At 51.7% G+C, this 12,395-nt stretch carries 9 protein-coding genes; all 9 read right to left on the reverse strand.

The features are described 5' to 3' along the window. Nucleotides 1-13 precede the first annotated feature (13 nt). The 9 genes from B1748_RS21490 to B1748_RS21530 all read right to left on the reverse strand — a co-directional run bounded on the left by B1748_RS21490 (nt 14) and on the right by B1748_RS21530 (nt 12,186). On the reverse strand, nt 14-1,585 hold the full coding sequence (locus B1748_RS21490; RefSeq protein WP_087569993.1) for a sulfatase family protein: 1,572 nt from the start codon (nt 1,583-1,585) through the stop codon (nt 14-16). After that, a complete protein-coding gene (gene hepB / locus B1748_RS21495) occupies nt 1,572-3,815 on the reverse strand; it encodes a heparin/heparin-sulfate lyase HepB (RefSeq protein WP_087569994.1) in 2,244 nt (747 codons plus the stop codon). The genes B1748_RS21490 and hepB overlap by 14 nt, the downstream gene beginning before the upstream one ends. Before the next feature lie 13 nt (nt 3,816-3,828). After that, on the reverse strand, nt 3,829-4,572 hold the full coding sequence (locus B1748_RS21500; protein WP_087569995.1) for a response regulator transcription factor: 744 nt from the start codon (nt 4,570-4,572) through the stop codon (nt 3,829-3,831). Beyond that, entirely contained in the window at nt 4,547-6,373 is a 1,827-nt protein-coding gene (locus B1748_RS21505; protein ID WP_087569996.1) for a cache domain-containing sensor histidine kinase, read from the reverse strand. Before B1748_RS21505 ends, B1748_RS21500 begins: the two co-directional genes overlap by 26 nt. A 36-nt stretch (nt 6,374-6,409) precedes the next feature. After that, the gene (locus tag B1748_RS21510; protein ID WP_087569997.1) at nt 6,410-7,249 is read right to left on the reverse strand and encodes a carbohydrate ABC transporter permease; all 840 of its coding nucleotides are present in this window, start codon (nt 7,247-7,249) and stop codon (nt 6,410-6,412) included. 22 nt (nt 7,250-7,271) lie between these two features. After that, nucleotides 7,272-8,210 carry a carbohydrate ABC transporter permease gene (locus tag B1748_RS21515; protein ID WP_087569998.1) on the reverse strand — a complete coding sequence of 313 codons (939 nt, stop codon included), beginning with the start codon at nt 8,208-8,210 and terminating at the stop codon, nt 7,272-7,274. Nucleotides 8,211-8,472: 262 nt separating this feature from the next. Next, complete coding sequence (locus B1748_RS21520; protein WP_256975846.1) at nt 8,473-9,987, reverse strand: ABC transporter substrate-binding protein; 1,515 nt, start codon at nt 9,985-9,987, stop codon at nt 8,473-8,475. Nucleotides 9,988-10,168: 181 nt separating this feature from the next. Continuing rightward, the gene (locus B1748_RS21525) at nt 10,169-11,656 is read right to left on the reverse strand and encodes a polysaccharide deacetylase family protein (protein WP_087570000.1); all 1,488 of its coding nucleotides are present in this window, start codon (nt 11,654-11,656) and stop codon (nt 10,169-10,171) included. 2 nt (nt 11,657-11,658) lie between these two features. After that, the gene (locus tag B1748_RS21530; RefSeq protein WP_256975827.1) at nt 11,659-12,186 is read right to left on the reverse strand and encodes a hypothetical protein; all 528 of its coding nucleotides are present in this window, start codon (nt 12,184-12,186) and stop codon (nt 11,659-11,661) included. Between the last annotated feature and the right edge of the window lie 209 nt (nt 12,187-12,395).

Raw genomic sequence — 12,395 nt, forward strand, 5'->3', positions numbered from 1 at the left:
TCCTCCCTCTCTCCTAAGGGCGTTTGATAAAAGCGCTATAGCTTGCAATAAAAGATTCGTACGCATCGGGGGGAAGCTTCAACAAATCGTTTGTTGCTTCCATATGCCTCGCCAAGCTGCCAAGCAGAGACCGGATTTCCTCCTCATGCGCCTGCTCAATGGCCAAATTGCGCTGCTCCTGCGGATCTTCCGCCACATCGTACAATTCAAGGAACAGCTCATTCTTAAACATATCCGCAATAAGCTTGCGCGCTCCGCGCACCACGCTGCGTTGGAAGTTGCCCCTCGCCCCATTGCCGTCAAATTGGATAAAAAGATCTCTATTCGTCAAGGAATTCCCGGGCGCATCATCCGCTTCTTGCCGCCCACTTCTTAAAAGCCGCAGCAAAGACTGTCCGGAGAACGCCGTTTCTGCTTCAAGCTGCAAATAATCGGCAAGCGTCGGCATTATATCTACGGCGCTGACCGGCGCTTCTACCGTTTGCGGGGCTACGCGGCCGTCCGCAGGAAATTTCATGAACAATGGCGTCCGTACCGACTCCTCGTACATGCACATTTTCTGATAAAGCCGATGCGAGCCGAGCATTTCGCCATGATCGCTTGTCAATATCACTAACGTTTCGTCGTAAATGCCCTGAGCCTTCAACTCGTCGATGATTAGCCCCACGCAATGATCCAGCAGCGATACCAGACCTAAATAGACTTGCCAGATGGACCGCCACTGCTCCTTCGTATAGCCGTTGCCGATGGCTCCGGTCAGATTATAAAGCTGAAGCGGCGATTGCCCGTATGACCACAACGCCACATTGTCCGGGATCGGCTCGTCCTTGTACATCGAGTACCAAGGCTCCGGCACATCCAGCGGCGGATGCGGCGCGACAAACATCGCATTTAGCAGCAGCGGCTTGCTGCGATCCCGGCCGCGAATCGCATCCAGCGAGGTTTTGGCAATATATCCGTCATAAAAATAGTCGAGTCCTTCCTCGTAGCAGCCCGTAGTTGGAATCGAATACCGTTTAATCCGCGTTGTGGTTCCCGCCACCATCTCGGGCACGATGCCTTTGAAAGCGGGGCCGCCCGGGTGCCGCTTGCCATGTTGCTTCAAGAAGTCGCCATAATGATCCTCCAGCGTATGCCAATGCGTCCTGGAGCAGCTTTGCTGAATATCCTTCCTGTTGAAATGCTGTTTGCCCGTATGCCAGCTATCCCAATCCGCTTCCATCATGCTGTACATATTGGCGGTTCCCGGGTGCACATCACCATACTCGGCCTCGAGCGGCTCCCAAGGATTGATAAGCGAACCGTTAACGTTCGGATATAGTCCGCTAAAGAACGCCCCTCTTGCCGGCACGCAAAGCGGGGAAGCGCAGTAAGCTCTCTCGAACACAGCACTCTCGTTCTTCAGCCTGCTTACATTCGGCATATAACGCTCGTTCACGACATCGTAGCGCAGCTGATCCGCCATAATGACCACCACATGCGGCTTGGCGAGTTTGCCCGGCGCACCCTCCTTGCCATGCACATCTCGCGATTGCTCGCCATAGGTGTCCGGCGTTTCTCGACCGTCCTGCTCACCCTTCTCCATTTTCCCCCATCCTTTCGAGCTGCACAGCCCCAGCCGCAGCTTCAGTAAGCCATACGCCCTCCGTTACATCCACCTGTTCGCTCCGTTGCTTGCCATCAGCCGATCGGCTGTGAACAAGCCATAATCCGTTTGCTATATCTGTAACGAGTATTTTGCGCCTGTTTCCCGACTCATCGGCAGCGATTGTCAGCTGCCCATCCAACAACAACCCGCTTCGGCTGAACAACACAAGCCAGCCCTGCACCTGAACGCCAACGGCGCCTCCCGCTTCAACCAGCTTAGCTTCGGCAGCCTGCTCGCCGTCATGATCCTTGATCTGTATCGCGTGCAGGAACAAATCCCGTTCCGCCGCTTCCTTCGGCCTCACTTCTATGCGCCAGGCGCCTTGCTCGACCGTTGCCGCAAAATCATTTGCATAATGGACGCCGCGAGACTCGAATTGACGCCCCTCCCCGCCAACAGGTTCAATCGCCGCTTGCTTCGGAAGCAGCGTATCGACCGCCAGCTCTCCGCCGTAGCCATCCTCGGTACGAGCGATTACGGTCCGCTTCCCCGATATCTCTGGCTTCTCTATGCTGTGCAAGAGCCATGCCTTCTCAAAGAGCTTGCTGGACGCCTCCACCGCATCGAATACGATCAGAACGGCGGGCAATCCGGCTTGTTTCAGGTTTAGACATACGAATGAACGTGTATAATGGCGTACCTTCTTCGAATAAGCCTTGGTCAGATCGCCTTTCAAATAGGAATAATCGGGTGCTTGCGGATCGGGGCCGAAGCTGTGCGCAAGCACCTCGCCGCGCTCGTATTCGCCGCCGAGCAGTTCCTCCATGTTTTGCGGGGGTTTGCCCGCTCCGGGCCAGCGCTGTCCGCCATCCATCACATTCGGCCAGGTCAGCTTGCCGTCCACAATGTACGGCTGCTCCTGCAGCTCGCCCGGATCATGCACGAGCATGGCATTATGCGCGACCGTCCGCTTGAAATAATATTTATTATGCGGCGATTGATATTTGCCCGAGGAACCTTTGTAAATACCGGAATCGATCGCCAAATAACCTTTGTAATAAATTTGAAAGGCTCCCGCGTCCAGATGCTGATGATTATTGTATTGATACATCCCGATTTTCATCTCCACAAGCGCGGCAGAGGATTGTTTGTCGATAACCGCCCCCTCGTTCCAGCCCGTGCGTGCGATCATAATCCCTGCCGGTTCCGCAAAATATCGGGTAAGCGGCAACTCGCTTATCGGCTTCGTGCCGAGCTCGGGATTATGAAACAAGATAGCAAACAACAAATACATGTCCGGAATGACCGGATGCTCGATTTGTTGCTGCTCCAGGAAATACCCGTTGCCATAATAGTTGCCTGCCATTAAATAAACAAGCGGGAACAGCTTGATATATTCCTTCTCCGCATACAACGGATTATCGGCATCCCCATCCCGCAGCAGCTTGCCGTCGGGGCGACGGGCGTAAATCCACTGATAACCGACCCGTTCCTGACGGGGATCAAATACTCGGGCATGCCCCATTCTGCCGAAAATCCACGTGGCGAACAGCTCTGCCTGGTATCGATAGCTCCCATAGTTGTCTCCCTGATGATGCCAGCCCGATGGATAAAAGAAGTTGCGCGCGGGAACGAACTCCTCCAGAAAGCGGCCTGCGGCGTAGTCGTACATCTCAGGGTCATCTTCGTAAATCGCAATGCCGGCGGCCATCATATCGCGCATTAGCATCCATTCGCTTGTATGTCCGACAAAAGCCCCTTCATGTGTCGGCGGATATCCGCATTCCAGGAGCGAAGCGAGTCTTTTCAACTCGACAACCAATCTTTTTTTCTCTTCCTCGTCAAGCAGCGCATTGCACCAGTCATAGACTAACGCGATCGCAATCATCAGACGTCCGATTTCTCGTGAAATATCCTGCAAGTTGGGATTAAAAGCGCGACGGGACGCAATCAACGCCAGTTTTTTGGCTTTTAATCCGATTGAACGTTCTTCCAACACTACATATTGCAGCGCATACGATTCAATTGCATAGATGATGTCGAGCGTGCTTCGCATCGACAGTTGCAGCCAATCTTCCTCCCGCAGGGGAGCAAACGCCTTCATTCGATCCCACATACTCCCCATATCCGCATGCTGCAGCCGCTTCCGCAACGGCGCAAGATCGGACTTCTGAAGAAACAAACAAGGTCTCTCCGAAGGCGGAGTCATCGACGGTTTTTTCCACATCGGCTCTCACCACTTATTTTTCGATATATTCGCTGGGCGACGTTCCTTTATATTGCTTGAACACTTTGCGAAAATGTTTATAATCCGCATAACCTACCTGTCTGGCTATTTCCGTTATACTGAATCCTTTGTTCTCCATGAGCTGAACGGCAACATTCAAGCGATATTCCGTCAAATATTGCAAAAACCCCACTCCGCTCTCCTGCTTGAACAACCGGCTTAAATACGCCGAATTGTAGCCCAGCTTGTCCGCAATGGCGACGATCGACAAATCATGCATATATTCGCTTTGAATCAGCTTCTGCATGGCTTCAATCACTTGTTTGCCTTGCAGCGGCTGCTCCGGCGTAACCGCTACAAGCGCTTCCCTCTGATGCCCCTGCGCCGTCAGCATCGTCTCGATTCGATTTAATGCCGCGCGAATCTCGCTGCGATTAATCGGCTTCAAGATATAATCGAAGGCTCCGTAATGAATCGCCTGTTTCGCATAGTCGAAGTCGCTGTAAGCGGAGAAGATGAGTACGGGAATCGTCTTTCCGAGCGCTCTCATCTCCTGCAGCAGCTGCAGTCCGTCCATCTTTGGCATCCGAATATCGGTAATGACCAGATCAAAGCTTTCCCGCTCCAGCCATTCCAGCGCCTGTGCGCCATCTCTGGCCGCCGCAGTCACTGTAAACTGGGGACAATCCCGCTTAATGACCTTCTTCAAACCTTCCAGCATCCAAAATTCATCATCCACGATCAATGTCCGTAACATCTGCCGCTCCTCCTTCTATGCGGATTACAATGCGCGTTCCTTCCCCGGGTTTGCTCCAAATCGTCATACTAAATCGGTCGCCGTACAGCATGTTTAAGCGATAGTAGACATTACGCAATCCGATATGATCGGAAGCCGCCCCGCCTTCCCCTTCCTTCTGCCGCAGCTCGGCCCGAATCTGATTAAGCCTCTCCTTGGCAATGCCGATACCATCGTCTGCGAAGGTAAAGATGACCGCATCGCCATCCAGCTTGGCCTCCACGCGAATATGTCCCTGATCCAGACCGGGGAAGCCGTGATTAACCGCATTTTCGACGAGAGGTTGGAAGATCAGCTTCATAAAGCTCATTCGCCTAATCTCGGGATCTGCCTGCAGCTCCAACGTAAATTTCATCGGAAAACGAACATTGACGATACTCATATAAGACAACAAATGGGTTAATTCTTCCTCGACCGTTGCCGTGGAACCGCCGGTAATACTGTATTGCAGCATGCGCGACAAGGAATGGCTGACCTCCGAAATCTCTTCCCGATCATAGACTTCCGCAATGCAAGCAATGGTGTTGAGTGTGTTGTATAGGAAATGGGGGTTGATCTGGGCTTGCAGCGCCCTCATCTCCGAATTTTGGAGCTGGATTTGCTGTTGATACTCCCTGAGCTGGGATTGAAACACCTCGTTATTCATCCGGTGCAGCTCGGTGATCATCCGGTTGAAACTGATGCTGAGCCGCCCTATTTCATCCCGGGCCATAACAGGCAACCCCGTCTCGAAATTCCCCTTGCCTACTTCCGCCATACGATGCTCCATCACTTTAAGCGGTTTGGTGATCATTCGGCTCAGCGCTGTTGCCAGCAACAAAATAACGACCAACGCCGCTATAGCCAAAATAACGATAAAGGTACGAATGCCGTACAGTCCGGAAGCCAGCTCCTCGAACGGAACCGAACCGATGATTTTCCAGCCTGTCTCCGAGGAGGTATAGAAACCGGCCAACATTTGCACGCCCGCATAGTCGAACGGGATAAATCCGGAGGACTCCTGCTGCACTTTCTTAAACAGCTCTTCGTCCTTCAGCCAATCCGGCAGCGTCTGCGACGGCAATATCGGCTCGCCTTCGGCTGTCATCATCCATACATGGCCGGAACTGCCTAGCTGAATATTTTCGCTCATGCTCTTGATGGTCTGAGGCGAGAAGTCGATGAGCAGCGTTCCCTTTGTCTTGAACTCGCGGTTATCCGTTATTCGGGCGGAGAAGGTTACGACCTCTTCTCCTTTCACATACGTTTGCGGATGAGCCTTATTCAGCCTGAAATGGGTTTGCTCCTTCACCGACTGATACCAGGGATCATCGTGGAAATTATAATGAAGTTTGGCTACGTCGCCAGTCCCGTTATAGACAAGCAAACCGTGATCCGTCACCATGAAAATACCTTTGAAGTCCTCGCGGAAGTTGCCGATATTTTCGAAAAGACTGCGTACGTTGCGCTCGGCATAGATCGACGATGCCGTTCGTTCCTCCGTCCATTCGTATAAAATCGTCTGCACATCCGAATTGAAGCGAATAATATTGCTCACCCGCTCCATTTCCTGCACAAAAGCATCGAGTCTGCCGCCCACCTGCTTGGAAATTTCCAGCGTGTATTTCCCCAACTCCTCTTCGAATGCCGACTTCGATTGTTGAAAGAAGAAGGCGGCAAAAAACAATACGGGTACAAGCCCGATCATAATAAAGATGATCAGCAGCTTATTGCGCATATTCATATTGCGGAAGATTGCGGTTTTTTTGATGAGCAGCTTCATATTCCCGGATTCCTCTCCATGCCGTGACGATTCTACTTAACCTTTCACCGCTCCGGCAACGCCTTCTACGAAATAACGCTGGAACACGATGAAGATAATGATAATGGGAAGCAACGAAATCGTTGCGGCGGCCGCCATGCCTGTCCAATCTATACTATGCTCGCCTACGAATTGGTACATGCCGACACCAAGCGTGCGCAGCTCCGGCTTATTAAGCGTAAAGACCAGCGGCAACAGGAATGAATTCCACGCCCACATAAATTGCAAAATGGCGGTTGTGGCAAAAATCGGCTTCGACAGCGGCAACATCACTTGCACGAAGGTTCGGATAAATCCTGCGCCGTCGATTTCCGCCGCTTCTTCAAGCTCCTTCGGCAAGCCGCTGAAATGCGCGGTAAACAATAAAATAAACAAGACATGCGCGCCGCCAACCTCTGCCAATATAATGCCCGCCAGCGTATTATTCAACCCCAGCGCATTAATGAAAACGTAGATGGGAATGATCGTATATCCCTTTGGCATAAACATCGTAGCCGTAATCGCGGACATAAACACAATTCTGCCCGGGAATTTGAAGCGGCCTAGCGCATACCCTGTCATCGCGCACACCGCGATCACAATCGCTACAACGGAAACCGTAATAATGGTTGTATTAAGAAAATAGGTGGAGAAATTGGCTGTATCCCATGCCCTTGCATAGTTTTCGAATTGCAGTTTTTCCGGCAGCAAGCTGAAACCTTTCGTAATATACTCCGTGTTTGTTTTCAACGAAGCGGCAATCATCCACACGAACGGATAGATCCAGATGATTCCGATCAGACTCAATATAAGATATACAAGCGCTTTGCCGATTCGTTTTTTCTGGGCGTACAGCATAACGGTTTCCCTCCTTGCGACCTTAATGCGCGGCCTTCTTGCCGCCTGAACGTTTAACCAAAATACCTAATATCAATGAAATGAACAAGATCGCAATCCCATAGAATATGCCTGCCGCGGACGCAAATCCGGATCTTGGCATGCCCATGCCTTCAAATGCATAACGATAAATATATAAATCAACCATATCGGTGCTGAATGCAGGACCGCCGTTTGTCATTGATTTCACCAGATCAAATACATGAAGCGCGTTAACCGTCGATAGCAGCAGAATCACGCTTCCTACCGGCAGCAGCAGCGGGATCGTAATATAGCGGAATGATTGCACCGCGCTGGCCCCATCCACCTTGGCAGCTTCATAAAGCTCCTTGGGCAAGGATTGCAGCGCGGCTAACCAGTAAACCATCTTCATCCCGAAAGTTTTCCAAATCCCTACGGCAATGACAATCACCAACGCGGTATCCATCGAACCCAGCCAATCGATCGGCGCGCCGATGATTCCGATCTTCATCAGGATTTCATTGACTAACCCGTTATAAGAACCGAAGATAAAACGCATGACAACGCCAATGACCGCGGTTGTTGTAACAACCGGCAAGAAGTAGAGGGTACGAAACAGGGTGGCTCCCTTTAACCAATTCGAATTGAGAGTGATGGCCATTAACAGCGCTAACGGCAATTGAATGACGACCAGGAAAAACATAAAGATAAAGCTGTTTTTAAAAGCATTCCAGAAGAGCGGATCGCGAACCGTCTCTACATAGTTTTCGAACCCTATAAAATCCTTTAGCGGCCCAAACCCGCTCCAGTTGTAGAAGCTGTATACATAACTCATGATGATCGGATACAGTGTAAAAGCAAGAAACAGGACCAACTGCGGTAAAATAAACAAATAACAATAAAACAGCTTTTTGCGTCTTATTCGGCTCATTTTTGATGAACCCGCGGTTTCCTTCATCATGAACCTCCCCTCTGGCAGTACAACCGCCGGCGGAGCGCTTCCTCGCCATTTATAAGAGGTTGTTCAAAAAGTCCGCTTCCCATTACGAAGTCATCCAAGAAGCATACTCGACGTCGAATATTGAATTCTGCCGAACCTTCCGGTGCTCACGTAGCCTCCACTACGCTCCGCTCCTCAGGTTCTAGCTTCATCCAATCTTCTCGGTACTGAGAACCGAACTTTTTAAACTCGCACTTTAAGAAAGCGCTGCCAACGTTTCTGTCTACTTTTTCAATGCGTCATAATCGCTTTGCGTATAGTCCTTCGTCGGATCCCAATTCGGGAACGTAAAGTCGTCTCTGCTTACTTTCACGCCTGTGGCGCTTACTTTATCGATAGCATCCTGCAGACCTTTGTTCATTTTGCTCGCATAATCCTTCATGAGCGCAGCAGCGTCCAACTTGTCATCTACCAGCAAGTTCAACAACAGTTCGCCAAACGTCGGTTTAATTTTGGTTTGACGAATATGGCCGAGCTCGCCAATTACAAGCGCCGTCTCCGGATTGGCGATGGCATAATTCGGGCTCTCGCGCATTGTATCTTGATGAATATTAAAGAATACTTTATATTCCGGATACGGATACAACGATTCGTCCGCGTTCAGCTCATCAATCGGCGACAACGAGGCCCCGCTTTGAATCGTGCTTTTGAAAAATTCTTTGGAGGCGAATGCCTCTTCAATATATTTGCCTGCCGCTTCCTTGTTTTCGGATGTGGCAGACAGCATATAACCTGCCGTGTTGGCGACTGTATAGCCGTAATAAGGCTGTTCGCCGTCCTGTTGAGGCACGGCTGCAATGCCGAATTCGGCATCCGGCGCATCACGTTTGATCTGCCACATGCGATGACGCGGATCAATCAGGAAGGCCGCCAAATTTTCGCCGAAGTATACGTTGGCCTCAGCCGGTTTCATGCTATAGGATGCCGGCATGATGCTGCCATCCTGCTTCATTCCCTGCAGCAGCTCGATCGCGCCGATCCACTCCGGCGTGTCGAACAAATAGGTGCCGTTTTGCAGATTAAAGCCCGGCATATCCCCTTGGGTCGGAACCTTGGAGGCCGTAAGCCCCAATATCATTTGATCAAGAGCTACCGGCTCGCCGCCGGCAAATACAAGGCCGAACGTCTTGCCGTTTCCTTTTTCCGTAATCACTTTGGACATCTCGCGGAGCTCGTCCCATGTCACTGGCGGTTTCTCCGGATCCAATCCGGCATCGCGCATCACCTTTTTGTTGTAATACAGCATCGAGCGATGGTTGAGACCCCGCAACGGCCAAGTATACGTTTTGCCATCAATCATATTCACGCCTTCCTGGAAAGAGCCTTGCATGAACTGATTTTTCCAATCGGCGGAAACGAATTCATCCAGCGGCGCCGCCCAGCCATTCTCCACGATTTGTCGTGCGTCCATTCCTTGCGGGCTCAGGAAGATATCCGGCAGATCATTGCTGGCGATCGATGCCTGAATCGCGGTATTATACTCCGATGTTGGCATATATCGGACTTCAACCTTGATCTCGCCCTTGTACTTCTCATTGAATTGCTTGGTAATAACCATGCCCGGGCTATCTTCGCCCTTCCAGAAGTCGTCAAATCCCGCAACGGTAATCACCGCTTCTTTCTTCTGCTCCGTACCCGGATTTTGGGTTGGGTCCGGCTTTTGACCATTGCCGCTGCCGTTGCTGCATCCCGAAATCATCAGTATGACCGCTATCGCTGGCGCTGCCATTCGAAACACCTTTTTCAAAACAACTCCCCCTCTTTCATTTGATTGCGCTTACAACTTTATTGTATGGGGAACCGTACCGCTTGAATATGAGCCATGTTCATACATTATGGGGGTTATTTTTTACTTTTCAACCCCCAACACGGCAAAAAAGGATCAGAACAGCCCCTCGGCCGATTCTGACCCTTCCGTATTACTGAAACACCGCGAACTTCAGGTCCTGCTCCAGCAAGTAATCGATGATGTCCGGCAGCGCATCCAGCGTTGCCTTTTTCTCGTGCATGACGTAGATGCCGCCCGAGGCGTCGATCGTCTTGAAATAACGGATGATCTCCTTCGAGCTAGCAGCCTGCCAGTCCTTAGGATCGCGGTTCCACATGAGCATCTTCATTCCGAGCTCCTCCGCCGCAATCGCCATGTCGTCATTCAGAGCGCCGTATGGCGGACGGAACACGGATACCGACGCATCGCTGTGTTTCCCAATGACCTCGTTCGCCTTCGCTATGTTGACGGAGATGTCATCCATCTCCTTCGTGGTCAAATTGCTATGATCCCAGGAATGATTGCCGACCGCCATCCCCTGCTCCGCCGCATAAGCCGCTTCGACCGTATACCGGTCGGCATTGCGCCCTATGAACAAGAACGTGCCCGCTACCCCACGCTCGCGGAGCAGATCGACGATCGCCTTCGTATAATCCGATGGACCATCGTCGAATGTCAATGCGACGTACCCCTTCGGCAGACTGTAGACGGGAGAGCCTGGATCCAGCGTCATGACTTCTACATGCTCGAGTCCCGTAGCTAAGGAAGCCAAACCACCCTCGATTGACTCATCATCCGAGTGGTCGCTGACTGGCTCTGTTGCACTCTGATCGGTCGTTTCGGAACCGTCATCGTCCGCTTCCGGGGACTCCGGCTTGCCTTGCTTCGTCGTAAAATCCGCTTCCGTCGAGCCGCCACCTTCCGCTCCAGCGGCTGCCAAGGAAGCGGCTCCGCTAGCCCCCTCCGTCAGAGAGGCATGTCCGTTTGCTGCTCTAGCCCCCAGAACCCCGCTGCCCGTTATAACGGTCTGATGCTCGCTTAACGCTTTCGCATCATCAATGTAGATCTGACCCTCCAGCTCGAACCAGGCAAGGAGGAGCATGCAGGTCAGCATAAAGAGACGAAGCGACTTCAGCGCATACCGGCGCATGTTAACAGGCAGGTATGAACGCAAGCGGATTGAGGTGACTCTTATGACTGCTCCTACTTTAGCGGCCATGGCTTCATACGACAAGCTGCTGCTCGCTTTCTCCATAACCGCTGCCGAAGGCGAGGTACAGGCAACCTTTGCCTCTGTCCCGGGCAGCTCGCCGCCGCGCAAAGACTCCAGCATGGATGCATATTCGGCCGAGCAGTCGAAGTAATACGATTCGCCGCCATGCTTGCCGATCTTAACCATTGAACTTAAGTATGTAAGCTTAAACGGATCGTATTGCGCATAAGGAGACAGACGAGCGCGTCCCGTCGATAGCGGAGCCAGTCTCCCCAGCCCCTGGTAAGTCAACTCGTCCAGCTGAAGCTCGAGCTCTCTCGGCCCGTTGGCCTCGCTGCCTGCGTCAACGCTTATCCTTATGACGTAGCGGCCCTGCTTGTCCTCTACCGACAATAGCTCTAACGTTCGCAAGGAATCCTTTTTCATTCTCAGCCTTCTCTTCCGATCGGCGTGGACATCCGGTTCGTGAAGTCGCTGATCATGTTGGCCAGATACACTTTCTCTTGATGCGTCGTCTCGAACTTCTGCTTCAAGTGCTGATGCTCGACATCCTGTCTGCCAATTTTCTCCTCGAGCTCGTGAATGCGCTTGTTCTTCTCCGCAAGCACATCATTGTGCTTGACCTGCAGCGAACCGTACTTCTGCTTCTCCAGCTCGATTACGCTCTTCAGCTCCTCGATCTCGGCCGTCATCCGTCTCTCCAGCTCGCGGTAATCCTCGGCTACCTGATCGACCTTCATATTCTTGTCGACGATCTTCTGCTCCAAATCCAGGATGCTCTTCTCCCGCTCCTCGATCACCCTGGTCAATTGCTTTACATCGCGGTTTAACCGCTCGATATGCCCGCCAGAGTGCGCGAGACGATCCTGCAGCTCGCTATTCTGGAGCTCCGTATGCTGTTTGGCCTGAATCATTTGTTCTACCGCAAGCACTAGATCTAGCGACTTTTTGTCCATACGGGACTTCTGAATGAAGATGGAATCCTGGGGGGATTGGACCGGAGACTCTGGGATTTCCTCGGAGCTTGGGGGAGCAGGCTCCTGACTTGCTAGTTCTTGCGAACGATCCTCCTGCCCCTCCTGGGTACCCTTCTTACGAAAAAAAGGGGGAATCATAGGTTATCATCACCTTTTCAAGGATTATGTAGGAAATTGTCGAACTAGTT

The sequence above is a fragment of the Paenibacillus sp. MY03 genome, assembly GCF_002165585.1.
In the GTDB taxonomy this organism is placed as follows: Bacteria; Bacillota; Bacilli; order Paenibacillales; family Paenibacillaceae; genus Pristimantibacillus; species Pristimantibacillus agaridevorans.